The 25,091-nt window shown below is 76.6% G+C and carries 25 protein-coding genes and 1 tRNA gene; 15 read left to right on the top strand and 11 right to left on the bottom strand.

Going from position 1 to position 25,091, the window contains the following annotated elements; all coding sequences use genetic code 11:
- The first annotated feature begins 93 nt into the window (after positions 1–93).
- The 9 genes from ACI79F_RS04005 to ACI79F_RS03965 all read left to right on the top strand — a co-directional run bounded on the left by ACI79F_RS04005 (position 94) and on the right by ACI79F_RS03965 (position 9,574).
- On the top strand, positions 94–1,056 hold the full coding sequence (locus tag ACI79F_RS04005; protein ID WP_456544181.1) for a hypothetical protein: 963 nt from the start codon (positions 94–96) through the stop codon (positions 1,054–1,056).
- 25 nt (positions 1,057–1,081) lie between these two features.
- Positions 1,082–1,576, top strand: coding sequence for a MarR family winged helix-turn-helix transcriptional regulator (locus ACI79F_RS04000; protein ID WP_456544182.1), 495 nt, complete (start codon positions 1,082–1,084; stop codon positions 1,574–1,576).
- A 189-nt stretch (positions 1,577–1,765) separates the two neighbouring features.
- Entirely contained in the window at positions 1,766–3,271 is a 1,506-nt protein-coding gene (locus ACI79F_RS03995; RefSeq protein WP_456544183.1) for an HAD-IIIA family hydrolase, read from the top strand.
- The gene (locus tag ACI79F_RS03990) at positions 3,268–4,293 is read left to right on the top strand and encodes a glycosyltransferase family 9 protein (protein ID WP_456544184.1); all 1,026 of its coding nucleotides are present in this window, start codon (positions 3,268–3,270) and stop codon (positions 4,291–4,293) included. The genes ACI79F_RS03995 and ACI79F_RS03990 overlap by 4 nt, the downstream gene beginning before the upstream one ends.
- Entirely contained in the window at positions 4,290–5,282 is a 993-nt protein-coding gene (locus ACI79F_RS03985) for a glycosyltransferase (RefSeq protein ID WP_456544185.1), read from the top strand. Before ACI79F_RS03990 ends, ACI79F_RS03985 begins: the two co-directional genes overlap by 4 nt.
- Positions 5,283–5,293: 11 nt before the next feature.
- Positions 5,294–6,505 (top strand): glycosyltransferase, encoded by a 1,212-nt coding sequence (locus ACI79F_RS03980; protein WP_456544186.1) that lies wholly within the window; start codon positions 5,294–5,296, stop codon positions 6,503–6,505.
- Entirely contained in the window at positions 6,502–7,167 is a 666-nt protein-coding gene (locus tag ACI79F_RS03975) for a D-sedoheptulose-7-phosphate isomerase (protein WP_456544187.1), read from the top strand. Before ACI79F_RS03980 ends, ACI79F_RS03975 begins: the two co-directional genes overlap by 4 nt.
- Positions 7,164–8,552 carry a D-glycero-beta-D-manno-heptose 1-phosphate adenylyltransferase gene (gene rfaE2 / locus ACI79F_RS03970; RefSeq protein ID WP_456544188.1) on the top strand — a complete coding sequence of 463 codons (1,389 nt, stop codon included), beginning with the start codon at positions 7,164–7,166 and terminating at the stop codon, positions 8,550–8,552. Before ACI79F_RS03975 ends, rfaE2 begins: the two co-directional genes overlap by 4 nt.
- Positions 8,553–8,650: 98 nt before the next feature.
- The gene (locus tag ACI79F_RS03965; RefSeq protein ID WP_456544189.1) at positions 8,651–9,574 is read left to right on the top strand and encodes a glycosyltransferase family 9 protein; all 924 of its coding nucleotides are present in this window, start codon (positions 8,651–8,653) and stop codon (positions 9,572–9,574) included.
- Positions 9,575–9,661: 87 nt separating this feature from the next.
- Here ACI79F_RS03965 and ACI79F_RS03960 read toward each other — a convergent pair whose 3' ends face one another.
- The 7 genes from ACI79F_RS03960 to ACI79F_RS03930 all read right to left on the bottom strand — a co-directional run bounded on the left by ACI79F_RS03960 (position 9,662) and on the right by ACI79F_RS03930 (position 17,857).
- The gene (locus ACI79F_RS03960; RefSeq protein WP_456544190.1) at positions 9,662–11,314 is read right to left on the bottom strand and encodes a VWA domain-containing protein; all 1,653 of its coding nucleotides are present in this window, start codon (positions 11,312–11,314) and stop codon (positions 9,662–9,664) included.
- Positions 11,315–11,456: 142 nt separating this feature from the next.
- Positions 11,457–12,434 (bottom strand): UDP-glucuronic acid decarboxylase family protein, encoded by a 978-nt coding sequence (locus tag ACI79F_RS03955; protein WP_456544191.1) that lies wholly within the window; start codon positions 12,432–12,434, stop codon positions 11,457–11,459.
- A gap of 169 nt (positions 12,435–12,603) precedes the next feature.
- The gene (locus ACI79F_RS03950) at positions 12,604–13,971 is read right to left on the bottom strand and encodes an ABC transporter substrate-binding protein (RefSeq protein ID WP_456544192.1); all 1,368 of its coding nucleotides are present in this window, start codon (positions 13,969–13,971) and stop codon (positions 12,604–12,606) included.
- 118 nt (positions 13,972–14,089) lie between these two features.
- Positions 14,090–15,268 (bottom strand): branched-chain amino acid ABC transporter permease, encoded by a 1,179-nt coding sequence (locus tag ACI79F_RS03945; RefSeq protein ID WP_456544193.1) that lies wholly within the window; start codon positions 15,266–15,268, stop codon positions 14,090–14,092.
- Positions 15,269–15,270: 2 nt separating this feature from the next.
- Positions 15,271–16,158: a branched-chain amino acid ABC transporter permease gene (locus tag ACI79F_RS03940; protein ID WP_456544194.1), complete on the bottom strand. Its 888-nt coding sequence runs from the start codon at positions 16,156–16,158 to the stop codon at positions 15,271–15,273.
- 30 nt (positions 16,159–16,188) lie between these two features.
- Positions 16,189–16,971, bottom strand: coding sequence for an ABC transporter ATP-binding protein (locus ACI79F_RS03935; RefSeq protein WP_456544195.1), 783 nt, complete (start codon positions 16,969–16,971; stop codon positions 16,189–16,191).
- On the bottom strand, positions 16,964–17,857 hold the full coding sequence (locus ACI79F_RS03930) for an ABC transporter ATP-binding protein (RefSeq protein ID WP_456544196.1): 894 nt from the start codon (positions 17,855–17,857) through the stop codon (positions 16,964–16,966). Before ACI79F_RS03930 ends, ACI79F_RS03935 begins: the two co-directional genes overlap by 8 nt.
- Before the next feature lie 183 nt (positions 17,858–18,040).
- Between ACI79F_RS03930 and ACI79F_RS03925 the strand changes: the two genes are divergently transcribed.
- Positions 18,041–19,246, top strand: a complete 1,206-nt coding sequence (locus ACI79F_RS03925; RefSeq protein WP_456544197.1) for a PucR family transcriptional regulator — start codon at positions 18,041–18,043, stop codon at positions 19,244–19,246.
- A 5-nt stretch (positions 19,247–19,251) separates the two neighbouring features.
- Here the strand turns inward: ACI79F_RS03925 and ACI79F_RS03920 are convergent, their stop codons facing one another.
- Both ACI79F_RS03920 and ACI79F_RS03915 read right to left on the bottom strand, forming a co-directional pair.
- Entirely contained in the window at positions 19,252–19,485 is a 234-nt protein-coding gene (locus ACI79F_RS03920; RefSeq protein ID WP_456544198.1) for a DUF2630 family protein, read from the bottom strand.
- Between the two features lie 39 nt (positions 19,486–19,524).
- Positions 19,525–20,451: a prephenate dehydrogenase gene (locus tag ACI79F_RS03915; RefSeq protein ID WP_456544199.1), complete on the bottom strand. Its 927-nt coding sequence runs from the start codon at positions 20,449–20,451 to the stop codon at positions 19,525–19,527.
- Positions 20,452–20,488: 37 nt separating this feature from the next.
- Between ACI79F_RS03915 and ACI79F_RS03910 the strand changes: the two genes are divergently transcribed.
- The 5 genes from ACI79F_RS03910 to ACI79F_RS03890 all read left to right on the top strand — a co-directional run bounded on the left by ACI79F_RS03910 (position 20,489) and on the right by ACI79F_RS03890 (position 22,879).
- Entirely contained in the window at positions 20,489–21,151 is a 663-nt protein-coding gene (locus tag ACI79F_RS03910; protein WP_456544200.1) for an O-methyltransferase, read from the top strand.
- The gene (locus tag ACI79F_RS03905) at positions 21,148–21,654 is read left to right on the top strand and encodes a tRNA adenosine deaminase-associated protein (protein WP_456544201.1); all 507 of its coding nucleotides are present in this window, start codon (positions 21,148–21,150) and stop codon (positions 21,652–21,654) included. Before ACI79F_RS03910 ends, ACI79F_RS03905 begins: the two co-directional genes overlap by 4 nt.
- The gene (locus ACI79F_RS03900; protein WP_456544202.1) at positions 21,651–22,307 is read left to right on the top strand and encodes an HAD-IA family hydrolase; all 657 of its coding nucleotides are present in this window, start codon (positions 21,651–21,653) and stop codon (positions 22,305–22,307) included. Before ACI79F_RS03905 ends, ACI79F_RS03900 begins: the two co-directional genes overlap by 4 nt.
- Positions 22,304–22,780, top strand: a complete 477-nt coding sequence (locus ACI79F_RS03895) for a nucleoside deaminase (protein WP_456544203.1) — start codon at positions 22,304–22,306, stop codon at positions 22,778–22,780. Before ACI79F_RS03900 ends, ACI79F_RS03895 begins: the two co-directional genes overlap by 4 nt.
- A gap of 10 nt (positions 22,781–22,790) precedes the next feature.
- A tRNA-Ser gene (locus ACI79F_RS03890) sits at positions 22,791–22,879 on the top strand.
- 67 nt (positions 22,880–22,946) lie between these two features.
- On the opposite strand, the gene ACI79F_RS03885 is transcribed toward ACI79F_RS03890, so the two are convergent.
- On the bottom strand, positions 22,947–24,557 hold the full coding sequence (locus ACI79F_RS03885; RefSeq protein ID WP_456544204.1) for a protein kinase domain-containing protein: 1,611 nt from the start codon (positions 24,555–24,557) through the stop codon (positions 22,947–22,949).
- A 39-nt stretch (positions 24,558–24,596) separates the two neighbouring features.
- Positions 24,597–24,941: a hypothetical protein gene (locus ACI79F_RS03880; RefSeq protein ID WP_456544205.1), complete on the bottom strand. Its 345-nt coding sequence runs from the start codon at positions 24,939–24,941 to the stop codon at positions 24,597–24,599.
- Positions 24,942–25,091 lie beyond the last annotated feature (150 nt).

Here is a 25,091-nt window from a genome sequence, read left to right as displayed (position 1 = left end):
ACCGTTCGGAGGCGCTCACAGCGTCCATCATGTGGGGGCCGGCGCATCGACCACCGATCGCGCCGACAGCAGAACAGCTCGAGGGGGAACTGCGTGCCGTCCGGTGCGTCGCCGAGGGCCGTCCGCGGGGCCGCCGTCACCGGCGCCCTCCTGGCCGGCTGGCTCACTCTGGGGGTCGCGGCGGCCGACCCGGTGCTCGCCGTCGACGACCCGACCCGTCCCGACTCCCGCGTCACGCAGGGTCCCAGCTGCCGGCCCGGCGGGGTGGCCGTCGAGGTGACCGGCGGCTCGGTGCCCTACGACGTCGTCCTGGCCACCACCCGCCGGCCCGCCGGCGAGGACCGCGCCCACGTCGCCCCCGGCCAGGTCGTCGAGCTGACCACCGGCGACGTCGACTGGGGCGAGCGGATCGACTCGCGGCTGCTGTTCACCGCGCTCGACGGCTCCGGCGTCACCTACGTCGACGAGCTGGTCGGGTTCGAGTTCACCCGGCCCGCCGAGGAGGACTGCGCCGCCATCGCGCCGCCGACCGCCGACGCCACGGTGCCGCCGACGACCGGCTCGGCCGAGGCGCCGGCGGGCACCGGCACCGACGACCTGCCGCCCGGCGGGGTGCCCGGGGGCCAGGTCGGGCCGGCCGCCCCGGAGGCGTCCGTGGCCGCGTCCGACGGCCCCGCCTCCAGCGTCGCCGCCGGCGAGGTCGTGACCCTGACCGCGTCGGGCTTCGCCGCCGGCGAGGAGGTCGTCCTGCGGCTGGCCGACGGCACCGAGCTCGGCACGTCGGTGGCCGACATCGACGGGCTGGTGGCGGTGGACGTGCGCATCCCCGCGGGGCTGGCGGCCGGCGCGACCACCCTCGAGGTGGTCGGGGCGGTCACCTCGACGACCGTCGCCGTCGACCTGCAGATCGCCTCGGCCAGCACGCCGGTGGGGGCCGGCGGGACGACGACGTGGCCGCTGGTCCTGGCCGGCGCCACCCTGGCCGTCGCGGCCGGCGGGCTCGGCCTGTCGGCGCTGCGCCGGCGCGCCCGCCGCCCCGCGTCCGGGAGCGCCTGAGGCCGACTTCGGCGACGATGGAGCGGTGCCCCCGGAGAACGTGCTGACGTCCGCCGTCCCCGACGTCGCGGACCTCCCCGGCGCGGCACCCCGCCCCGAGGAGACCTGGCTGCGGATCGTGCAGGTGCACGACCGGATCACCCGGCGGGTGGACTCCGCGCTGCACCGGCAGCACGCGATCTCCCTGACCGGCTTCGAGGCGCTGCGCCGGATCGCCGAGGCGCCCGGCGAGCGGGCCAGCATGGGCGAGGTCGCCGAGGCGCTCGGGCTGTCCCGCGCCGGCGTCACCAGCACCGTGACCCGGCTGGTCGCCCAGGGGCTCGTCGTCCGGGAGCGGGCCGCCGACGACCGCCGCCTCCTGCACGCCCGGCTCACCGACGCCGGCCGGGCCAAGCTGCGCGAGGCCGGGCCCACGCACGACGACCTGGTGGCCCACCTGCTCACCCGTCTGGGGGACGACGCCTCGGTGGTCACCGACGCCCTGGCGCGCGTCTCCGCCGCCGCCCGCGCCCGCCGCTGACCCGACCCGGGCCGGCGCCGACCGGCCGCTGACCAGCACGTCCCCGGACAGAGCCGCCGTTCCGCCCGGTGCAGGAGTGCCCTCGTGCCCGGGGAAGGCGGGTGTCCCGGTCCGCCGGTCGCCGCCGGTCGCCGAAAACTTCAAGCCCGTAGTGTTTCCGAACCGGATCGGTCGGGCACGACGCAAATCGTGGACGGGGTACTCGCGCGCGTCACGGTCGTCGTGCCGACCATCGGCCGGCCGTCGCTCGACGCGCTGCTCGACGCCCTCGCGGCCGGCCCCGGCGAGCGCCCCGCGGAGATCGTGCTGGTCGACGACCGGCCGGCCGGCCCGCCGCTGCGGCCGGAGCGGCCCGGCCTGCCGCCGGTCCGCGTCGTCCGCACCGGCGGGGGCGGCCCGGCCCGGGCGCGCAACCTCGGCTGGCGGGTCGCCCGCACGGAGTGGATCGCCTTCCTCGACGACGACGTCGTCCCCGACCCCGACTGGTACGAGCGGCTGGCCGCCGACCTGGCCGACCTGCCCGCCGACGTCGCGGGCAGCCAGGGCCGGGTCCGGGTGCCGCTGCCGGAGGACCGCCGGCCCACCGACTGGGAGCGCGGCACCGCCGGCCTGGCCACCAGCGCCTGGATCACCGCCGACCTCGCCTACCGGCGCGGCGCGCTGGCCGCGGTGGGCGGCTTCGACGAGCGCTTCCCGCGCGCCTTCCGGGAGGACTCCGACCTCGCCCTGCGGGTGATGGACACCGGCGCCCGGCTGGTCCACGGGCAGCGGTGGATCACCCACCCGGTGCGGCCGACCGACCGCTGGGTCAGCCTCCGCGTGCAGGCCGGCAACGCCGACGACGTCCTCATGCGCCGGCTGCACGGGCCCGGCTGGCGCGCGCCGCACCGCGCCGACGCCCCGCTCGGCCGCCGCCCGCAGCACCTCGCCGTCACGGCCGCCGCCGTGGCCGCGCTCGGCCTCGCCGCCGCCCGCCGGCCGCGCGCCGCCGCGGCCGCCGCCCTCGCCTGGGCCGCCGGCACCGCCGACTTCGCCCGCATCCGCATCGCGCCCGGCCCCCGCGACCGCGCCGAGGTGACCACGATGCTGGCCACCAGCGCGGTCATCCCGCCGCTGGCCACCTGGCACGTCCTGCGGGGCGCCGTGCAGCACCGCCGCGTGACCCGCTGGCGGGGCGTGCCCGACCTCGTCCTGTTCGACCGCGACGGCACGCTGGTCCGCGACTACCCGTACAACGGCGACCCGGCGCTGGTGAAGCCCGTGCCCGGCGCCCGCGAGGCGGTCGACGCGCTGCGCGCCCGCGGGGTCCGGGTCGGCGTGGTGAGCAACCAGTCCGGCGTCGCCCGCGGGCTGATCACCCGCGACCAGGTGGACGCCTGCATGGCCCGGCTCGAGGAGCTGCTGGGCCCCTTCGACACGGTCCAGTACTGCCCGCACGGCCCCGACGACGGCTGCTCCTGCCGCAAGCCCGCCCCCGGCATGGTCAAGGCCGCCTGCGCCGAGCTCGGCGTCGACCCGGCCCGCTGCGTCGTCGTCGGGGACATCGCCGCCGACGTCGAGGCCGCCGCGGCTGCCGGCGCCGCCGGGATCATGGTCCCCACGCCGGTCACCCGCCGGTCCGAGGTCGCGGCCGCCCCGCACGTGGCCGAGACGCTCCCCGCCGCCGTCGACGACGTCCTGGCGGGCCGGTGGTGACGGCCGCACGGCGCGGCACCGTCCTGGTCGCCCGGCTGGACAACGCCGGCGACGTCCTCCTGCAGGGGCCGCTGGTCCGCGCCGTCGCGGCCGGCGCCGAGCGGGTCGTGTTCCTGGCCGGACCGGCCGGCGCCGACGCCGCCGCGCTGCTGCCCGGCGTGGACGAGGTCTGGACGTGGGCCTGCCCGTGGATCCTCGGCGACCCGCCCCCGGTGGACGCCGCCGACCTCGCCGGGCTCACCGAGCGGGTCCGGGCGCTGGCCCCGGACGAGGCCGTGATCTCGACGTCGTTCCACCAGTCCCCGCTGCCGCTCGCGCTGCTGCTGCGGGCCGCCGGCGTGCCGCGGATCGCCGCGACCAGCGTCGACTACCCGGGCTCGCTGCTCGACGTCCGGCACCGGCCGGGCGCCGAGGACGACGTGGACCTGCCCGAGCCCGAGCGCGCGCTGTCGCTGGCCCGGGCGGCCGGCTTCGCGCTGCCGCCCGGGGACGACGGCCGCCTCGCCGTCCGCCGCCCGCTGCCGCCCACCGGCCGGGAGCCCGGCTACGTCGTGCTGCACCCCGGCGCCTCCGTGCCCGCCCGGGCGTGGCCGGCCGACCGGTGCGCCGAGGCGGTCGAGGCCCTGGCCGACGCCGGACACCGGGTGCTGGTCACCGGCGGGCCGGGGGAGCGGGCGCTCACCGCCGCCGTCGCCGGCCGCCGCGGCGAGGACCTCGGCGGGGCCACGAGCCTGGCCGAGATGGCCGCGCTGCTCGACGGCGCCGCGGCCGTCGTCGTCGGCAACACCGGCCCGGCGCACCTGGCCGCCGCCGTCGGCACCCCCGTCGTCTCGCTGTTCGCGCCGGTCGTGCCGGCCGCGCGGTGGGCGCCCTACGGGGTGCCCACCGTGCTGCTCGGCGACCAGGACGCCCCCTGCCGCGACACCCGGGCCCGCGTGTGCCCGGTGCCCGGCCACCCCTGCCTGTCGTCGGTGAGCCCAGCCGACGTCCTCGCCGCCGTGGAGAAGGTGATCGCCGCATGAGGGTCCTCCTCTGGCACGTGCACGGCTCGTGGACGACGGCATTCGTCGAGGGTGGCCACGAGTACCTGGTCCCCGTGACCCCCGACCGGGGCCCGGACGGGCTGGGCCGCGCCCGCACCTGGGACTGGCCCGCGTCCGCCCGCGAGGTGACGCCCGAGCAGCTGCGCGCCGCCGGCGACGCCGGCGGCATCGACGTGGTGGTGCTGCAGCGCACCCGCGACCTCGAGCTGTGCCGGCAGTGGCTGGGCCGCGAGCCCGGCCGGGACCTGCCGGCCGTCTTCCTCGAGCACAACGCCCCCGGCCTGGAGCCCGGCGACGGGCCGGTGCCGCACACCCGGCACCCGCTGGCCGACCGCGACGACATCCCGATCGCGCACGTCACGCACTTCAACCGGCTCTTCTACGACAACGGCCGGGCGCCGACGACGGTGATCGAGCACGGCATCGTCGACCCGGGCGAGCGGTGGACCGGCGAGCTGGCCCGCGCCGCCGTGGTGAGCAACGAGCCCGTCCGCCGCGGCCGGACCGTCGGCGCCGACCTGCTGCCCGGCCTGGCCGCGGCCGCCCCCGTCGACGTCTTCGGCATGGGCCTGGCCGGGCTGCACGAGCGGTACGGCCTCGACCCCGGCCGGGTGGCGCTGTACGACGACCCGCCGCAGGCCGCGATGCACACCGAGCTGGCCCGCCGCCGCGTGTACGTGCACCCGGTGCGCTGGACGTCGCTGGGCCTGTCGCTGCTGGAGGCCATGCACCTGGGCATGCCGGTCGTCGCGCTGGCCACCACGGAGGTGGTCGAGGCGGTGCCCGAGGGCGCCGGCGTGGTCTCGACCCGGCCGGAGCGGCTCTGGGAGGCGGTCCGGACCTACCTGCACGACGGGGACGCCGCCCGGCTCGCCGGAAAGGCCGCCCGCGCGGCCGCACTCGACCGGTACGGCCTGGCCCGCTTCCTGGCGGACTGGGACAGCCTGCTCGGAGAGGTGACCCGATGAGGATCTCGTTGGTGAGCGAGCACGCCTCGCCGCTGGCCGCCATCGGCGGGGTCGACGCCGGCGGGCAGAACGTGCACGTCGCCGCGCTGGCGGCGGGCCTGGCCGGCCGCGGCCACGACGTCACCGTGCACACCCGCCGGGACGACGTCGCCCTGCCCGACGAGGTGGTGACCCAGGACGGCTACCGCGTCCGGCACGTCACCGCCGGCCCGCCGGAGAACCTGCCCAAGGACGACCTGCTGCGGCACATGCCCGAGTTCGCCTCGGTGCTCCGCCGCGAGTGGGCCGCCGAGCGGCCCGACCTGGTGCACGCGCACTTCTGGATGAGCGGCCTGGCCGCCGTCGCGGCCGCCGGCGACGTGCCGGTGCTGCAGACCTTCCACGCCCTGGGCTCGGTCAAGCGCCGGCACCAGGGCGCCGCCGACACCTCGCCACCGCAGCGGGTGCAGCTGGAGCGGTCGCTGTGCCGCACCGTCCGCCACGTCGTGGCCACCTGCTCCGACGAGGTGTTCGAGCTGCGCCGGCTCGGCCTGCCGCGGGAGCGGGTGTCGATCGTCCCGTGCGGCGTCGACACCTCGGTGTTCACCCCGCGGGGCCCGGTCGCGCCGCGCAGCGGCCGGCCGCGGCTGCTGGTCCTCGGCCGGCTCGTGGAGCGCAAGGGCCAGGACGACGCCGTCCGCGCGCTGGCCGCCGTGCCCGACGCCGAGCTCGTCGTCGTCGGCGGCCCGCCGGCCGACGAGCTGGACCGCGACCCCGAGGTGCGCCGGCTGCGGGCCGTGGCCGCCGAGGCGGGCGTCGCCGACCGGCTGTGCTTCACCGGGTCCGTGTCCCGCGCCGACGTGCCCGCCTGGGTCCGCTCGGCCGACGTCGTCCTGGCCGTGCCCTGGTACGAGCCGTTCGGCATCACCCCGCTGGAGGCGATGGCCTGCGGCCGGCCCGTCGTGGCCACCGCCGTCGGGGGGCTCGTCGACAGCGTCGTCGACGGGACCACCGGCGACCTCGTCCCGCCCCGCGACCCCGCCGCCCTCGGGCAGGCGCTCGCCGCCCTGCTGGCCGACGACGCGCGCCGCGCCGCCTACGGCGCGGCCGGCGTCCGCCGGGCCCGCTCCCGCTACCGCTGGGCCCGGGTGGTGGCCGACACCGAGGCCGTCTACCGGCAGGTCCTCGACACCCCGCTCCCGTCCGACAGCACCGAGCAGCGCGCCGTGGAGGTCGCCCGATGACAGTCGCCCCGCACTCCGCCGGCGAGGTCGTCTCGCCCGACACGTGCACCCACCTGACCGGCCACGACCACGTGTCGTCGCTGACCGCCGCGCTGCGGGACGTCACCGGGCACGTGGAGACGCTCGACCGGTGGGGCGGCCTGCTGGCCGACGTCCTGTGCGGGGAGTCCCGCGGCCGCCTGCTGGCGGCCGGCAACGGCGGCAGCGCCGCCCAGGCGCAGCACCTGACCGCCGAGCTGGTCGGCCGCTACCGCACCGACCGGCCGCCGTTCTCCGCGATCTGCCTCACCGCCGAGACCTCGTCGCTGACCGCGATCGCCAACGACTACCCGGCCGACGAGCTGTTCGCCCGGCAGGTCGAGGCGCACGGCCGGGCCGGGGACGTCCTGGTGCTGCTGTCCACCAGCGGCCGCTCGCCGAACGCGGTCGCCGCCGCCCGGCGCGCCCGCGAGTGCGGCATCACCGTGCTGGCGATGACCGGCCCGGCGCCCAACCCGCTGGCCGCCGAGGCCGACGAGGCCGTGTGCATCGACTCCCCGTGGACGGCGACCGTGCAGGAGTGCCACCTGGTCGCCCTGCACCTGCTGTGCGCGGCCTTCGACGCGGCCGTGCTGGCCGAGCCGGCCCGGGTGCCGCAGTCGCGGCTCGGGGTGGCCCGGTGAGCGACCTGCGCCCGCTGGTCGTCGTCGGCGACGCCCTGCTCGACGTCGACCTGGTCGGCACCGCCTCCCGGCTCACCCCGGACGCGCCGGTGCCGGTGGTCTCCGACGTCGAGACCCGCGAGCGCCCCGGCGGCGCAGCGCTGGCCGCCGTCATCGCCGCGGCCCAGACCGCCCGCCCGGTCGTGCTGGTCACCCCGATGGCCGACGACGACGGCGCCGACCGGCTGCGGGCCCTGCTCGCCGGCCGGGTGCGGCTGGTCGAGATCCCGGCGGCGGGCGGCACGGCGGTCAAGCAGCGCGTGCGGGTCGGCGACCACTCGGTGGTGCGGATCGACTCCGGCGACCCGGTGGCGCGGCTGGGCGCCGTGCCGGACGAGATCCGCGAGGTGCTCGCGGAGGCGGCCGCCGTGCTGGTGGCCGACTACGGCCGGGGGACGACGGCGTCGGCCGCCGTGCGCCGGGCGCTGGCCGACGCCGGCGGGCCGATCGTGTGGGACCCGCACCCGCGCGGCGCCGACCCGGTGCCCTCGGCCCGGCTGGTCACCCCGAACGGCTCGGAGGCCGCCCGGGTGGCGGCCGCCGCCGGCGTGGCGGTGGAGGGGGACGGGCTGGCCGCCGTCGGCACCCGGGCCGAGGCGCTGATCCGGCACTGGGGCGTCGGCGCGGTCTCGGTGACCCTGGGCGCCCGCGGCGCCCTGCTCAGCTACGGCGAGGGCGCCCCGATGGTGGTGCCGGCGGTGCCGGTGACCGGCGGGGACCCGTGCGGCGCCGGCGACTCGTTCGCCGCCGCGGCCGCGCTGCTGCTCGCCGACGGCGCGGTGACCGGCGAGGCGGTGGCCGGCGCGGTGGCGGCGGCGTCGGCGTTCGTCGGCCGCGGCGGGGCGTCGCACTGGGACGCCGACCGGTCCGCGGCGCCGCAGCCCAACGTGATCGCCGAGCCCGGCGTGGACTCGGTCATCGCCCGGGTGCGCGCGGCCGGGGGCACGGTCGTGGCCACCGGCGGCTGCTTCGACCTCATCCACCCCGGCCACGTCGCCACCCTGCGGGCCGCCCGCGGCCTGGGCGACTGCCTGGTGGTGTGCGTCAACTCCGACGACTCGGTGCGCCGGCTCAAGGGCCCCTCGCGGCCGCTGGTGACCGCCGCGGACCGGGCCCGGGTGCTCGAGGCGCTGGAGTTCGTCGACGCGGTGGTCGTGTTCGACGAGGACACCCCGGCGGAGGTGCTGGACCGGCTGCGGCCCGACGTGTGGGCCAAGGGCGGGGACTATGCCGGCGCCGACCTCCCCGAGGCCGCCGTGCTGCGGCGCTGGGGCGGCCAGGCCGTCGTCCTGCCCTACCTCGACGGGCACTCCACGACGGCGCTGGTCGAGCGCTCCCGGGTGTGATGAAGGACCCTGCTGCTCCCCACGCCTCGCAGGCTCGGCGCGGGCCCCTGCAGCAGGGCCGTTCCAGCGAGGACCTGGAACGCCCGGTCGCGCTGGCATTGCGCCCGCTGGGGCTCGGCGACCTGCTCACCGGCGTCCCGGCGGTCCGGGCGGTGCGCGCGGCGGTGCCCGGGCACCGCCTGGTGCTGGCCACCACCGCGGCGCTGGAGCCACTCGCCCGGCTGGTGGACGCGGTCGACGAGGTGCTCCCGGCCCGCGAGCTCGAGCCGCTGGACTGGAGCGGGCCGCCGCCCGACCTCGCCGTCGACCTGCACGGCAAGGGGCCGCTGTCGCACGTGGTGGTCGCCGACCTGCACCCGCGGCGGCTGCTCACCTTCGACAGCCCCGGCTACCCGGGGCCGGCCTGGTACCCCGACGAGCACGAGGTCCGGCGCTGGTGCCGGCTGGTCGCCGAGGGCCTGGGGGTGGACGCCGACCCCGACGCGCTCGACCTCGCCGTCCCGCCCGTGCCCGCGCCGGTCGCCGGGGCCGCGCTGGTGCACCCGGGCGCGGCCTTCCCCGGCCGGCGGTGGCCGGTCGAGCGGTTCGCCGCGGTCGCCCGGCACCTCGCGGCGACCGGACACGACGTGCGTGTCACGGGCGGACCGGCCGAGGTGGAGCTGGCCCGGGCGGTGGCCGGGGCGGCCGGGCTGGGGCCCGACGCCGTCCTCGCCGGGACGACGTCGTCCCTGGAGCTCGCCGCGGTCGTCGCCACCGCCCGGGTGGTGGTCTGCGGCGACACCGGGGTGGCGCACCTGGCCACGGCCTACCGGCGGCCGTCGGTGGTGCTGTTCGGCCCGGTCTCCCCGGCGCTGTGGGGGCCGCCGCCGCGGACCGGGCCGGGCGGGCAGCCGCTGCACGTGGTCCTGTGGCACGGCGACGGCACCGGCGACCCCTGGGGCACCGAGCTGGACCCGGCGCTCGCCCGGATCACCGTGGACGAGGTCGTCGCCGCCCTGGACGACCTCGGCGCGAGGACCTGACGCGACGGTCCCGCGGCGGCCGGGCACGGCAGGCTGCCGGAGTGGACCCGCCGCGGTGCGGTCCCGAGGACCGCAGACCACTCCGCGTCAGCGCTGGCGGATGGCGTCGAACAGCACGTCCTGCAGGTCGCTGGGGTCCTGGGCGTCGTAGGCCCGCCCGCCGGTGGCCTCGGCGATCTGCTGCAGCGCCGCCAGGTCGGTGTCGGGGCCGAAGGCCACGCCGATGAGCTGCACCGGCCGGTCGGGGTCGGCCTCGGCGCGCAGGGTGTCGACCAGGCCCTGCAGCGAGATGCCGCCGGCGTCGTCCTCGTTCTCGCCGTCGGTCAGCAGGACCACGCTGGACACCTCCCCCTCCCGGTACTGCTCCCGGGCGGCGCGGACGGCGGCCAGCGCGGTGTCGTACAGGCCGGTGCCGCCGCGGGTCAGCGAGCCCGGCAGCGTCTCCAGGGCCGCGCCCAGGGCGTCGCGCTGGCTGCCGCCCTCGACGTCGGCGTCGAGCGCGCGGATCGGCACGTTCTCCACCCAGTCGTTGCCGTTGGCCACCTGGTAGGCGAAGGTCCACAGCCCGACGGAGTACTCGTCGGGCAGCAGCGCGAGCGAGGTGCGCGCCGCGTCGACGGCGAGCGTGATCCGGTTGCTGGTCCCCGCGGGCGCCTCCATCGACTGGGAGGTGTCGATGACCGTCAGCAGGCGGGAGGGCGCCAGCACCCGGTTGGCCTGCTCGATGGAGGCGGTCGCGGCCTCGGGCTCCATCGCCAGCCGCTGCGGCGCCTCCGTCCGGGTCCCGGTGTCCGGCCCGGCGGCGTCCGGCGCGTTGCCGTCGGCGTCCCGGAAGCCGGCGGCGCGCACCGCCTCGACCGCCGCGTCGGAGGTGAGGGCGGCGACAACGGCGTCCACCGCGTCGCCGCGGTCGCCCGGGTCGCCGGCGCGGACCACCGGGTAGTCGAGGGAGGGCGAGCCGCCCTCCGGGTAGAGCGCGACGACCTCGGAGGCGCCGGCCAGGTGGGTGGCCAGCACGTCCTGCTCGGTCGCGGCGAACAGGCCGGCGTCCGGGGCGCCCTCGATCGCGGCGTCGCGGACCTGCTCCAGCGTGGCGCCGGCCTCGGACAGCGCCAGCGAGGCCTCCAGCTCCTCGTCGGAGACCTCCAGGCCGTTGCCCGTCTGCTCCACGGCCAGGGAGACGCCGATCTGGCGGGCCTCGCCGGTCAGGTCCGCCGAGGGCACCGACCGCCCGGCGCTCAGCGCGGCGATCACCAGGTCCAGCCACGGGGGAGTGGTCTCCGCGACGCCGAGGTCCTCGGCGGAGGCGCGGCTGGTGGCGAGGACGACCGGCGAGGTGGCCATCGAGCCGGCCGACTCGAGCTCGGCGCCCTCGACCTGCGCGGTCCAGATGACGGAGTCGGGCACCCACACGTCCGGCAGGGCCGTCTCGGCCCCGGCGGTCAGCGCGGCCGCCGTCTGCAGCGGGTCCTCGCCGGTCACGGTGGCGCTGACGCACTCGTCGCCCAGCGCGTCGCCGGCCAGCAGCTCCTGCGCCACGGGGGCGATCTCCGGCGCCGTGGTCACGCGGACCGCCACGGGGTCGGCGCAGCCGCCCGAGCCGCCGCCGTCGGAGCCGGCCAGCCACCACACCAGACCGCCGGCGACGAGCACGACCACGGCGACGGCCGCGACGAGCACGAGCGGCGGGGGCGGCCAGGCGCGTCGGGTGGCGGTGGTGGTGCTGGCGTGGCGACCCATCGATGCGCTCCGTCGTCGTGCGGACACTCTTGGCGACCCCGTTCGCCGTCACCAGAGTAGAGGGGTGACGACCGGTGCAGGGGTGGCAACGGAACGCCCTGCGGACCGATCGGCTCCGGAACGCGGTCGACCGGAGGTCGGGTCAGCCGACGGCGCGGCTCGCCAGGCTGCGCTGCTCGGCGAACCAGGCGACGGTGCGCCGCAGTCCCTCCTCGGAGGACACCTGGGGCCGCCAGTCCAGCAGCTGCTCGGCGCGGGTGGTGTCGGGCCGGCGGACCTTCGGGTCGTCGACCGGGAGGTCGATGAACTCGATCGCGGAGTCCGAGCCGGTCATCTCCACGATCCGCCGCGCCAGCCGGAGCATCGACAGCTCGTCGGGGTTGCCGATGTTCACCGGCCCGGCGTGCCCGGAGAACGCCATCGCGAGGATGCCGCGGACCGTGTCGTCGACGTAGCAGATCGACCGGGTCTGCGAGCCGTCGCCGGCGACGGTGACCGGCCGGCCGGCCAGTGCCTGCCCGACGAAGGCGGGGATCGCGCGGCCGTCGTCCGGGCGCATGCGGGGGCCGTAGGTGTTGAAGATCCGGACGATGCCGGTGTCGGTGCCCTTCGACGTCCGGTAGGCGGTGGTCATGGCCTCGCTGAACCGCTTGGCCTCGTCGTAGACCCCGCGCGGGCCGACCGGGTTGACGTTGCCCCAGTACTCCTCGGTCTGCGGGTGCTGCAGCGGGTCGCCGTACACCTCGGACGTGGAGGCCAGCACGTACCGGGCGCCCTTCTCGTGCGCCAGGCCCAGCGTGTGCAGCGTGCCCAGGCTGCCGACCTTGAGCGTCTCGATCGGCATCTTGAGGTAGTCGACGGGGCTGGCCGGGGAGGCGAAGTGCAGCACCAGGTCGACCGGCCCGGGCACGTGCACGTAGTCGGTGACGTCGCAGCGCACCAGCCGGAAGCCGGGGTGCTCCATCAGGTGGACGACGTTCTGCGGCGAGCCGGTCAGGAAGTTGTCCAGGCAGACCACCTCGACGCCGCGGTCGAGCAGGTGCTCGCACAGGTGCGAGCCCAGGAAGCCCGCCCCGCCCGTGACCACCGCCCGCCGGATCGCCCGGGGCGCGTGCACCATCGCAGTCCTCCTCGCCGGCAGCGGGCGTGCTCCGGCGCACGCCCGTTGCCCTCCTACCTGGCGACCCCGCGGACACACTTAAAGACCTGAGCATCGCCCCCCACGAACGGCGACGGGCCGCCGACCCCCCGAGGGGATCGACGGCCCGCCGCTGCGGACGCAGGCTGCGTCAGCCGATGGCCTCCTCGTCGGGGATGCCGCTCTCCGGCGGGGCGATGGGCTCGCCGTCGTACTCCTCGATCTCCGCGTCACCGACGTCGGTGACCAGCAGCGGCGTCAGCGGCTCGCCGACGCCCTGGTCGTTGAACTGCACCACCGACATGCCGTTGACGCCGGCGTGCCGGTCGGCGGAGTAGCGGAACTCCGTGAACAGCGGTCCCCGCCAGTCGCCGCCGGCCTCCTCCACCGCGGCGACCAGGTCGTCGCCGGTGGGGTTGCGGCCGGCGGACTGCAGCGCCTGCACGGTCGTGTAGGCCATCGCCATGCCGTAGACGCGGGTGTTGGTGAGCTCGCCCTCTAGGCCGGACTCGTCCCAGATGCGCTGGAACAGCTGGATCCACGGGTCGTCGACCTGGTCCACGGTCGGGATGTAGGAGGTCGTGTAGATGTTGGCCAGCGCCGACGCGCCGCTCACCGCGCCCTGGGAGAAGGCCCCGAGCAGGGAGCCGACCAGGTCCGGAGCGGACCCGACGTTCGAGTACCACCACTGCGGCGTGTAGTTCAGGTTCCGGGCGGCCAGCTGCGTCAGCGCCGTGTACGGCGGGGTGTTGAACCCGAGCACGAAGTCGGCCCCGGAGGCCTGCAGCGCGGCGATCTGCGGCCCCACGTCGATGTTGCCGGACGTGTAGGTCTGCACCTCGACGATCTGCTCGTCGTCCAGGTACTGCCGGACGCCCCGCTCGCCGTCCTCGCCGAAGTCGTCGTCCTGGAGGAACAGCCCGACCTTCGCGTCGGGGAAGTTCTCGGCGATGTACTGGCCGATGATCTTCCCCTCGCTCTCGTAGTCGGTCTGCCAGCCGAAGGTGTACGGGAGGTTCTCCGGGTCGTCCCACAGCGAGGAGCCCGACGCGACGAAGAGGTCGGGGACCTCCTCGGTGTTGAGGAAGTCGAGGACCGCGTTGTGCGTCGGCGTGCCGAGGCCGCCCACGATGGCGAACACCTCCTCCTCCAGCACCAGCTCGCGGACCACGGTGCTGGTGTTGGTGGGGTTGTAGGCGTCGTCGCGGTAGACCCACTCGATCTGCCGGTCGTAGACACCGCCGTTGGCGTTGACGTAGTCGAAGTACGCCTGCATGCCGGTCGGGATCTCGCTGTAGCCCGGCGCGGCGCGGCCGGTCAGCGGGAAGTGCCCGCCGAGGGTGACGGTGTCCTCGGTCATGCCCGGGCCGGTGGCCTCGTTGTCCTCGGCGGTGCCGCCACCGCCACCGCCACCGCCGCCGCCGCCACCGCTGTCGTCGTCGCCGCCACAGGCGGCCATGGTGGTGGCGATCGTCGCCGCGGCCAGGACGCTCACGAGGCGTCGGGAGATTTGCGTCAAGGATGCTCCTTGGGTGTCGCCCGGACAGCTCTGCCCGGGGGTCTGGGGGGTGCGCCGTGCATGGCGGCGACGGGTGGGGGAGCGCCCGTCACCGAGGCTGGTGGTCTCGTCGCGTCGCTCACCCCCGGCCGGTGCGGCTGAGGTCGCGCGCGGCCCGTCGCCGCAGCAGGGCCAGGCGGATGGTGCCCACCAGGCCGGCGGGGGCGAAGAGCATCGTCACCACCAGCAGCAGGCCGTAGACGACGAAGGAGGACTGCGAGGCCTGTGCCTCCTCCATGTCGAAGACGTCCCGGCCGAGGTCGATGAGCCACGGCGGGAGGAAGACCAGCAGCGCCGAGCCGAGCAGCGCGCCGAAGAGGCTGCCGAGGCCGCCGATCACGATGGCGGTGAGCAGGGACAGCGACAGGACCGGGAGGAACGACCCCGGCGCGGCCAGCTGGACCACGATGGCCAGCACGGCTCCCGCCAGGCCCGCGGCGGCGGCGCTCACCACGAAGGCGAGCACGCGCCAACCCCCGAGGGAGATGCCGGAGAGCTCCGCGGCGACCTCCTGGTCGCGCACCGCGCGCCACGTGCGGCCCATCCGGCTGCGCATCAGGTTGGCGAGGAAGAAGTAGGCGATCAGCAGGCAGGCGACGGCGATGTAGGCGACCCACTTGTCGTTGAGGCCGCGCCCCGCCGCGCCGGACAGCTGCTCGATGGTCTGGTCGAACCACTCCGGGCGCTCCGGCGGCCGGACGGTGAGGCCCTGCTCGCCGCCCAGGGTGTCGCTGAAGTACAGCGCCAGCCCGGGGATCCCGACGGCGAGCGCCAGCGTCGCGCCGGCCAGGTACGGACCGTGCAGGCGGGCGGCGGCGACCCCGACCAGGGCACCGACGAGCGTCGTCGCGGCGACGGCGGCCAGGAAGACCAGGACCAGGGACGGCGGCTCGTCGCCCCGCTCGACGTCGAGCATCAGCGCGGTCGTGTACGCGCCGACGGCCATCAGCGCCCCGTGGCCCAGGGAGATCTGCCCGGACAGGCCGGTGAGCAGGGTCAGCCCCCCGGCGGCGACGGCGAGGTAGGCGACGTTCGCCAGCTTGATGTTGGTGTTGAGCTCGGTGCCCTCGAGCAGCAGCACCGCCAGCGCGGCGCCGGCCACCAGGACCAGCAGGTGCCGGAGGAGGGTGGTGCGGGGGAGCAGGGACCGGCGTCCGGTCGCCCGGGTCGACGGCGCGTTCGCCCCCGCGGTGGCGGTGGTCGGCGCCTCGTCGGACGCGGCGCCCGGCTCGCCGGTGGGGGTCTGCAGGTCGCTCACGGTCACGCCCTCCGTGCTGCGGTGGTGGAGAAGAGGCCGCCGGGGCGGACCAGCAGGACGACGACGAGGATCACCAGCGCGGCCATGCCGAGCAGGGAGTCGTCGAGGTAGCCCCGCACGTAGTTGAGTGCCAGGCCCAGGAGCAGGCCGCCGACGACGGCGCCGATCGGCGAGTCCAGGCCACCCAGCACGGCGGCGACGAAACCGAAGACGATCAGGGTGTCCATGAAGGTGGGCCCGACGAACGAGACGTCGCCGGCGATCAGCATGCCCGCCAGCGCGCCGACGGCCGCGGCGAGGGCCCACCCCAGGGTGAGCATCCGGCCCACCCGGACGCCGAGCAGCCGGGCGACCTCCTGGCCGAAGGCCGAGGCGCGCATCGCCAGCCCGAGCCGGGTGAACCGGAACAGGGCGATCAGCGCCAGCATGGTGACCAGGACGGCGCCGACGGTCCAGATCGAGTTGGGCGACAGCGAGAGCAGGGTGAAGCCCTCGCGCACCTCGTAGCCGACCTTGCTGAACGGCGGGACGAACGCCCGCTCGTCGACGCCCGCGATGAGGGCGACGAGGGCCTGGATGGCGACGAACAGGCCGAGCGTGACGATGACGGCGTTGAGCTCGGGACCGCCCTCGACGGGCCGGACGACGACGCGCTCGATCACGGCTCCCATGACCAGGCCGGCGAGCAGGGCGACGATCAGGCCGACCCAGTACGACTGCCCGGACTCGATGACCGCGACGGCGATGAAGGTGGTGGCCGCGGCCATCGAGCCCTGGGCGAAGTTCACGATCCGGGTGGACCGCCAGATCAGCACGAGCGCCAGGGCGAACGCGGCGTAGACCGAGCCCGAGACCACCCCGCCGAGGGTGAGGCTGAGGAATTGCTCCACGAGTGGACTGCCTCCTGAGGACGAGGGGGTTCAGAAGCCGAGGTAGGCGTGGCGCAGGTCCTCGTCGGCGGCGAGGGTGCGCGCGTCGTCGGTGACGACGACGCGGCCGAGGTTGAGGACGACGCCGGTGTCGGCCACCGACAGCGCGCTGCGGGCGTTCTGCTCGACGAGCAGGACCGACAGGCCCTCGGCGTCGACCAGCTGCCGCACCAGCCCGAAGATCTGCGCCACGATCCGCGGTGCCAGGCCCAGCGAGGGCTCGTCGAGCAGCAGGACCCGCGGGCGGGCCAGGAGGGCCCGGCCGATCACGAGCATCTGCCGCTCACCGCCGGACAGCGTGTGCGCGGGGTTGTCGCGCCGCTCGGCGATCCGCGGGAACAGGTCGTAGACCCGGTCGAACTCCTCGCGGCCGACCTTGCCGCGGAACAGCGACCCGACCCGCAGGTTCTCGTCGACGGTCAGCTCGGCGATGACGCCGCGGCCCTCGGGCACGTGCGCCATGCCGCGGGAGACCATCGCCTCCACCGGCGCGCGGGTGATGTCCTGCCCGTCGAGCAGCACCGTGCCGCCGGTGGGCCGGACCAGCCCGCTGATGGTGCGCAGCAGCGTCGTCTTGCCGGCGCCGTTGGCCCCGAGGACGGCGGTGATCCGGCCTGCCTCGGCCTGCAGCGAGACGCCGTCGAGGGCGCGCACCGGGCCGTAGGAGGTGGACAGGTTGCGCACCTCGAGCAGCGGGGCGGAGGCGGTCGCCGTCGCGCCGCTGCGCTCCGGGGTGCCGTAGCCGGACGCGCTGCTGCCGTGCGGGTCAGCCACGGGAGACCTCCTCGGTGCCGGCCGCGAGCTGCGCGGCCGAACGGTCGGCCGCCAGCTCCGCGGCATCGGCGTCGACGTCGACGTCGTCGCCGAGGTAGGCCTCGGTGACGGCGGGGTCGGCGCGGATCTCCTCGGGCGTGCCGGCGGCGATCTGCCGGCCGGAGTCCAGGACGGTGATCCGGTCGCAGACCCGCATGACCAGGTCCATGTGGTGCTCGACGAGCAGCACGCTCATCCGGCCGGACAGCTCGCGGATGAGCTCGCCGAGCTCGTGCATCTCGTCCTCGGACAGACCGCTGGCCGGCTCGTCGAGCAGCAGCAGCTCCGGCTCGGCGACCAGGGCCCGGGCCAGCGCGACCCGCTTCTGCACCGGGTAGGGGAGGCTGCCGGGGTAGCGGCCGGCGTACTCGGTGGCCTCGAGCTCCTCCAGCGCCACCATCGCGCGCTCCCGCAGCCGCTCGTCGTCCTTGTCCGCGGTGGGGATCGCGAACAGGGCGGAGAAGAACCCGGCCCGCGCGTGCCGGTGCGCGCCGACCATGACGTTCTCCAGGACGGTCATCCCGGGGAACAGGCCGACGCCCTGCAGCGTGCGGGCGATGCCGAGCTTGGCCAGCTGCGCGGGGCGCAGCCGGCGCAGCTCGCTGCCGCGCCAGGTGATCCGGCCCGCGGTCGGCCGGACGAGCCCGCAGGCGACGTTGAACATCGTCGTCTTGCCGGCGCCGTTGGGGCCGATGAGGCCGTGGACCTGGCCCGGCTCGACGGTCAGGGACACGTCGTCGAGCGCGGTCACGCCGCCGAAGGCGACACTGATGCCGGTCATCTCCAGCCGCGCGGTGGGCGACCGGTCCGGTCGCGGGGTGGTGCGGTCGTGCGGCGGTTCCGCCACGGGCCCACGTCTCCTCAGGGGTAGGGGAGGTCGCCCGACCGGGTGCACGGTCGGCGACGATTGGGTCACGGCTACGTCCCGATGAGATTGCCTGCCGGTGGCGGTGGTCACAATGGGCGCGACGCACAGTGCTGGAGGACCCTGGTTGTGCGCAGCGCAGCGCACTGGAGGTGAGCGGTTCACATGTTCCCGCCAGAGGTGGCACACCGGCTGGGGGACGTCGCGCCGCGGCTGTTCGACGAGGTCGACGCCATGGTGGACCGGATGGTGGACGTGCTGCTGCGGACCGAGCCGGCGTACCGCGAGCTCGATCTCGTGGAGCTGCGCCGCTCGACCCGCGCGGGGATGGCCGGCGGCATCCGCAGCCTCGTGGGCGCGGCGTCGGGCACCCGCGAGGTGCACACCGTCGAGGCCCGGGAGGTCGGCCGGCGCCGCGCGGCCCAGGGCATCCCGCTGGAGGCGGTGCTGCGCGCCTACCGGCTGGGCGGGCAGATCACGTGGGAGACGCTGCTGGCCGTCGCCCGGGACTCCGGGGCCGCCAACGACACGCTGCTGGTCGAGATCGCCGGCTCGGTCTGGCGGACCAACGACGTCGAGTGCGCCGCGGTCGCCGAGGGCTACCGCGACGAGCAGCGCCGGATGGACTCCGTCGACGACGCCGCTCGCCGCCAGGTGCTCGACGGGCTGCTCGACGGGCGCGGCGGCGACCCCGCCTTCGTGCGCGCCGCCTCCGAGCTGCTCGGCATGCCGCTGGAGGGCCGGCTGCTGGCCGTCGTGGCGCTGCCCGACGCCGAGGGCCGCGGCAGCCTGGTGGACCCGGCCGCGGGCCTGCTCCGCCGCGGGGTGCGCTCCGTGTGGGGCGAGCGGTCCGGCGGGCAGGCGGGCGTGGTCGCGCTCGGCCCGCGCCGGTCGACCGACGTCCTGGGCTGGCTGCGGGCCATGGCGGGCGGCCCGGTGGGGGTGTCGGCCGAGGTCGAGGGCGCGGCGGGGGTGGCCACCGCCTACCGGCTGGCCGAGACCGCCGCGCGCACCCTGCCGACCGGCACGAGCCAGGTCGTGACGATCGACGACCGGCTGCCCGAGGCGCTGCTCAGCAACTCGCCGGAGATCAGCTCCCGCCTGGTCGGCCAGTCCCTGGGCGGGCTGCTGGACCTGCCCGAGGACGAGCAGTCCGTGCTGCTGGACACCCTCGCCGCGTTCCTCGCCGCCGACGGGTCACCGACGCGCGCGGCAGACGAGCTGTACTGCCACCGCAACACGGTCATGCACCGGCTGCGGCGGATCGAGTCGGTGACCGGGCGCAAGGTCACCGACCCGCGGGCGCGGCTGCTGTGGCAGCTGGCGCTGCTCATCGCCCCGCAGCTGCGGGCGGCCCGCCCGGTCGCCTGAGCGCGCTACTGCAGGTAGCCCTCGACCTCGGAGGCGGGGCGCACCTGGGCGCCGTCGGGGTCCTCGTCGTACTGCCGGCGGGCGCGCCGCTGCCGCAGGAGGTCCCAGCACTGGTCGAGCTGGACCTCGAGGTCGCGCATGCGTGCCCGCTGCTCGTCGGTGTGCTCCCCGCTGTCCCGGAGCTGGTGCTCCTCGTCGACCAGCGAGTGGATGCGGTGCAACAGGTCCTTCTCGTCCATGATCGCCTCCCTGCCCCCGGCGCCCGCCGGGGAAACCGTTCAGTCGCCCGCGGGCAGCCAGCCCTCGACGAAGGCGGCCAGCCGCCGGTCCACGGCGCCGCCCGCCCGCCCGAGCGCCAGCAGCGCGGTGCGGTCCAGCGGCACCCGCACGGTCCGCCGCCCGGTGGGCACGGCCGCCCGGACGGCGTACCCGGCCGCCACCAGCTCGGGCCACGGCCGGTCCAGCTGGGCCCGCACGCGGTCGAGCGCGGCCGCCGTCGGGCCGGCGTTGCCCTCGACCATCGCGGTGACCAGCGCCGGGTCGCTGCCGGCCACCCGGGTGCCGTCGCGGAAGCTGCCGGCGGCCAGCGCCAGGGCCAGCGGGCCGGCCTGCCCGGCGGCGGCGGCCAGCGCCGCGGCCAGCAGGTGCGGCACGTGGCTGATGGCGGCGACGGCGTCGTCGTGCTCGGCGGCCGTCACGGGCACCACCTCCGCGCCGACGGCGAGCGCCACCTCGGCGACGCGCAGCCAGCGCGGCAGCTCCGTGCCGGCCTCCAGGCACACCGCCCAGCGCGCGCCGCGGAACAGCCCGGGGTCGGTGGCCGTGTGCCCCGACCGCTCGGTGCCGCACATCGGGTGGCCGCCGACGAAGCGGCCGCCGAACGCGGCGCCGACCGTCTCCAGCACCGGCAGCTTCACCGAGCCGAGGTCGGTGACGGTGGCATCGGGGTCGATCGCGAGCGGGGTCAGCGCCGTGGGCATCGCGGGCAGCGGGACGGCGAGGACGACGACGCCGCCCATGTCGGTGCCGATCCGCACCCCGCGGTCGGCCGCGGCGGCGCGGGCCGCGGGGTCGATGTCCCAGCCGGTGACCTCGCGGCCGGCCGCGACCAGCGCGGCGGCCAGCGACCCGCCGAGCTGGCCCAGGCCCACCACCCCCACCTGCGGGGCGGGCATCGTGGGCACCGGGAGGGCGGCGTCGGCCATGATCAGAGGCTATGACGTGCCTCTGCGGGGTCTCCCCATGACGCCGACGCCGTTCCTCCTCAGCCGGCGGATGGCCGACTACGTCCGGGCCAGCAGCGAGGCGCCCGACGACGTCGTCACCGACCTGGTCGCCGAGACCGTCGCGATGGCCGAGCGCGGCGAGGCGTCGGCCACCCTGCAGATCGGCGTCGACCAGGCGGCGTTCATGCAGCTGCTCACACGGGCGCTGGGCGCGCGCACGGCGATCGAGATCGGCACCTTCACCGGGCTGTCCTCGCTGGCCGTCGCCCGGGGCCTGCCCGCGGACGGCCGGCTGCTGTGCCTGGACCTGAGCGCGGAGTGGACCGCCGTCGCCCGCCGGTACTGGGACCGCGCCGGCGTCGGCGACCGCATCGAGCTGCGGCTCGGGCCGGCCCTGGACTCGCTGCGCGCGCTGCCCGCCGAGCCGGCCTTCGACCTCGCCTTCGTCGACGCCGACAAGACCGGGTACGCGGCCTACGTCGAGGAGCTGCACCCGCGGATGCGGGAGAACGGCGTCGTCCTGCTGGACAACACGCTGTGGAGCGGCCGGGTGCTCGATCCGCGCACGGACGACGACCGGGCCCTGGTCGAGCTCAACGCCGCGCTGGCCGCCGACCCGCGCTGGGAGACCGTGCTGCTCCCGCTCGCGGACGGCCTGACGATGCTGCGCCGCCGGTGACCGGGCCTGCGGAGGCCGCGGCGCCGGCGAGCTACGCGGTCCGGGTGGGCCGGGCGGGAGAGCGGTGGCGGGTGCAGCTGCTCGCCCAGGACGCCGGCGACGAGCTGCCCGTGCTCGAGCGCGCCCTCGGCGAGCCCGGCGCCGAGGAGTGGCCGGGGCCCTTCGTCGTCGTCGTGGACTCGCGGCTGTACTTCGTCGTCCTGCGGCACGGCCCCGGCGGCATGGTCCGGGCGTTCATCTCCGACGCCACGATGCAGGAGTGGCTGCTGGCCAGCGAGGTGGTCGAGCGCTACGGCATCGCGGTGGACACCGAGGGCGCGTTCGACGACGACGAGACGGGCTGGCCGGGCGGGGACCTCGACGTCTGGGCCGACTACGGGCTGCCCGCCGACGAGCTGCGGCCGATCGTGACCGCCGACGACCTGTGGGCCGATGAGATGGTCGCCCGCATCGCCGCGCGGCTGGGCTTCGCCGACGAGCTGGCCGCGGCGGTGCACCCGTGACCGGGCGGGTCACCGCGGTCGTGTTCGACCTGGGCGGGGTCCTGACCGAGAGCCCGATGGTCGCGTTCGCGGCCTACGAGGCCGAGGCCGGGCTGCCCGACGGGCTGATCCGCCGGCTGAACAGCACCGACCCCGACGCCAACGCCTGGGCCCGCTACGAGCGCGGCGAGCTGGACACCGCCGGGTTCTGCGACGCCTTCGAGGCCGAGGCGCTGGCCGCCGGGCACCGGCTGGACGCCCGGCGGGTGCTCGGCGCCCTGGCCGGCGAGCTACGGCCGGCGATGGTCGCGGCCGTGACGGCGCTGCGCGCGGCCGGGGTGCCGCTGGCGCTGCTGTCGAACAACGTCGCGCCGATGGAGCGCACCGGCCGGCTCGGGGAGCTGCTGGCGCTGTTCGACGCCGTCGTCGAGTCCTCGGTGGAGGGGGTGCGCAAGCCGGAGCCGGAGATCTACCGGCGGGCGCTGGAGCGGCTCTCGGCGGCGGTCGGCCGGCCGGTCGCGGCCGAGGAGTGCGCCTACCTCGACGACCTGGGCATCAACCTCAAACCTGCCCGGGCGCTGGGCTTCGCCACGATCAAGGTCGTCGACCCCGCCGCGGCGCTGGCCGAGCTGTCGGAGCTGGTCGGCCTGCGGCTGGGCGGCACGGCGGCGTGAGCGCCCTCGGCGCCGCCGTCCTCGACGCCGCGATGGGGCGCGCCCTGGAGCTGGCCGCCGCGGCGGTCGAGTGGGGGGACACGCCGATCGGCGCCGTCGTCCTCGGGCCCGACGGCGCCGTGCTCGCCGAGGCGGCCAACGAGCGGGAGAGGCGGGGCGACCCCACGGCGCACGCCGAGGTGCTGGCGCTGCGCGCCGCCGCCCCGGTGGTCGGCGACGGCTGGCGGCTGACCGGGACGACCCTCGTGGTCACGCTGGAGCCCTGCACCATGTGCGCCGGGGCCAGCGTCCTGGCGCGGGTGGCGTCGGTCGTCTACGGCGCGGACGACCCGAAGGCCGGCGCCGCCGGGTCGCTGTGGGACGTGCTCCGCGACCGCCGCCTCAACCACCGTCCGCTGGTCACCGGCGGCATCCGGGCCGAGGAGTCCGCCACGCTGCTACGTGCGTTCTTCCGCGCCCGGAGGGCCCTGTAGTCTCTTCGGCGGTGGCGTGTCCGAGCGGCCGAAGGAGCACGCCTCGAAAGCGTGTGAGGGCAACCCCCTCCGTGGGTTCAAATCCCACCGCCACCGCCAGCAGGGACGACGGCGGCGTCCGCCCGGGCTCGAGCCCGGACGGGCGCCGCCGTCGTCGTCCCCGGCCTCAGGCGACGACGTCGAGGTCGATGAGCAGCTCGCCGTCGTCCCCGCGGACGAACGTGACGGCGTGCGTCTCGACCTGCCGCTCGCCGGGCCGGGTGAACTCCACGTCGGTCGTCGCGGTGATCTCGCCGTCGTCCACCGACACGTCGCGCACGTCGAGCAGGCTGACCTCCGACCAGACGCCGAAGAAGTCCGCGTAGTAGTCGTAGCTCGCCGCCGACTGCAGGGACGGGCCGGTCAGCGCATAGGCGCCCTCGGGGTCGTCGGGCAGCAGGGCGTAGTACTCCTCGAGCAGGTCCTGCACCTCGGCGGCCGTGTCGTCCTCCGCGGGGGCCGAGGTCGTCGGCGTCGGCTCGGGGGACGCGGAGGTCGACGGCTCCTCCTCGACCGCGGTCGTCTCCGGGGCGGCCTGCGTCTCCGGCGCCTCCTGGGTGGCCGGTGCGGACGACGACGCCGGCGGGTCCGCGCCCGGGTCGGCGTCCCCGCCGCCCGAGGCCGTGGCCAGCCACAGCACCCCGCCGCCGAGCAGCAGGAGCAGCGCCAGGCCCGCGACCAGCAGGGGCCACCGGCGCCGGGACCGCGCCGGGGCGGCGGGCTCCGGGGCGGGGCGGACCGGCGGCTCCGGCGGCGGGGGAGACAGCGGCGCCGGCGGGGTCGGGGGACCGGCGGCCCGGGAGGGAGGAGGGGCCGGCAGGGACGTCGTCGGCGTGCGCCGCGGCGAGTCCGCCGGCGCCAGGACGCGGGCGCGCAGCACCGTCGTCGGGTCGCCGTCGCGCCCGGCGGCCAGCCGGGCCAGCTCGTCGCGGACGCGCCCCATCGTCGGCCGGGCCGCCGGGTCGTCCGCGAGCATCGCCATGAGCGGCGCGGCCAGGGAGCCGGCGCGGGTCGGCGGGCGGGCCGAGCCCTGCGCGACCCGGTGCAGCAGGCGCAGCGCGTTGTCGTCCATGCCGAACGGCGGCTCGCCCTCCAGGCAGGTGTACAGGGTCGCGCCGAGGGAGAAGACGTCGCTGGCCTCGGTCATCTCCGCGCCCTGGGCCACCTCCGGCGCGAGGAACGCCGGTGTGCCGGTGATCTGGCCGGTCTGCGTGAGCGTGACGTCGCCGATGGCGTGCGAGATGCCGAAGTCGGTGATCTTCACCATCCCGTCCGCGTCGCCGCCCTGGCCGACGAGCACGTTGGCCGGCTTGACGTCGCGGTGCACGATGCCCGCCGCGTGGGTGGCGACCAGGGCGTCGGCCACCTGCGCGCCGATCTGCGCGACCTGCTCGGACCGCAGCAGCCCGTCCTCGGTCAGCACCTGGGCCAGGCTGCGGGAGGGCAGGTACTCCATGACCAGCCACGGCTGGCCGCCGTCGGTGGCGACGTCGTAGACGGAGATGGCGTGCGGGTGGCTGAGCCGGGCGGCGATCCGGCCCTCGCGCAGCGCCCGCTGGCGCTGCTGGTCGACCGTCGTCGGGTCCGCCCCGGCCGGCGGCAGCACCTGCTTGACGGCGACCAGCCGGCCGAGCAGCTCGTCGCGGGCACGCCAGACCGTGCCCATGCCGCCGCCCGCGATCTGGGCGAGCAGCCGGTAACGCCCCGATACGAGGTGGCCGGGTCCGATGACCTGCACGGAGGTCCTCTACCCGCGCCTCGCTCCCGGACGCACGGCTCAGACGGTGCTGGGCACGCCGAAGCGGCGGGCGTACTCCTCCTGGGCCCCGGCGGGCAGGGCGTCGTAGAGGTGCCCCAGCTCCTCGACGGCGTCGGGGGAGAGGTCGTCGAAGAGGGTCTGCCAGGTGGGCGGCTCGTCGTAGCTGCGGGTGAGCAGCAGCTCCCACGCCTGCGTCTGGCGGTCCCGCTTGCTGCGCTCGGCCGCGAACTCGGTCAGGTAGCGGTCCTTGGCCGCCTGCTTCTCCTCGGCCGTCGCGCCGGCCGGCAGGCCCTCCGGGTCGGCGCCCTTGAGGACCGCGACGATGGCGTCGACGACCTCCGGCCGTGGCTCCACTGCGCTCATCCTGCTCGCCTCCCCTTCTCCGGTCCGGCCGTCGACCGATCCCGTCGGTCTCCCATTCCCACCGCCCCGCCGCCCAACCCCGGCCGCGGCGGGGGCGGCGGGCACGGACGGCGCCGCGCTGCGCGGAGCCTGCCACGATCCGGTCGCCCG

The organism is Blastococcus sp. SYSU D00868 (genome assembly GCF_054050575.1).
This window is presented reverse-complemented; position numbering and strand designations above follow the sequence as displayed.

Bases quoted from the DNA above. Each gene is read 5' to 3' on its own strand.
- ACI79F_RS03955 (WP_456544191.1), bottom strand. From the start codon at position 12,434: ATGGTGCACGCGCCCCGGGCGATCCGGCGGGCGGTGGTCACGGGCGGG.
- ACI79F_RS03880 (WP_456544205.1), bottom strand. From the start codon at position 24,941: ATGAGCGCAGTGGAGCCACGGCCGGAGGTCGTCGACGCCATCGTCGCG.
- ACI79F_RS03985 (WP_456544185.1), top strand. From the start codon at position 4,290: ATGAGGGTCCTCCTCTGGCACGTGCACGGCTCGTGGACGACGGCATTC.
- ACI79F_RS03910 (WP_456544200.1), top strand. From the start codon at position 20,489: ATGACGCCGACGCCGTTCCTCCTCAGCCGGCGGATGGCCGACTACGTC.
- ACI79F_RS03925 (WP_456544197.1), top strand. From the start codon at position 18,041: ATGTTCCCGCCAGAGGTGGCACACCGGCTGGGGGACGTCGCGCCGCGG.
- ACI79F_RS03975 (WP_456544187.1), top strand. From the start codon at position 6,502: ATGACAGTCGCCCCGCACTCCGCCGGCGAGGTCGTCTCGCCCGACACG.
- ACI79F_RS03915 (WP_456544199.1), bottom strand. From the start codon at position 20,451: ATGGCCGACGCCGCCCTCCCGGTGCCCACGATGCCCGCCCCGCAGGTG.
- ACI79F_RS03960 (WP_456544190.1), bottom strand. From the start codon at position 11,314: ATGGGTCGCCACGCCAGCACCACCACCGCCACCCGACGCGCCTGGCCG.
- ACI79F_RS03920 (WP_456544198.1), bottom strand. From the start codon at position 19,485: ATGGACGAGAAGGACCTGTTGCACCGCATCCACTCGCTGGTCGACGAG.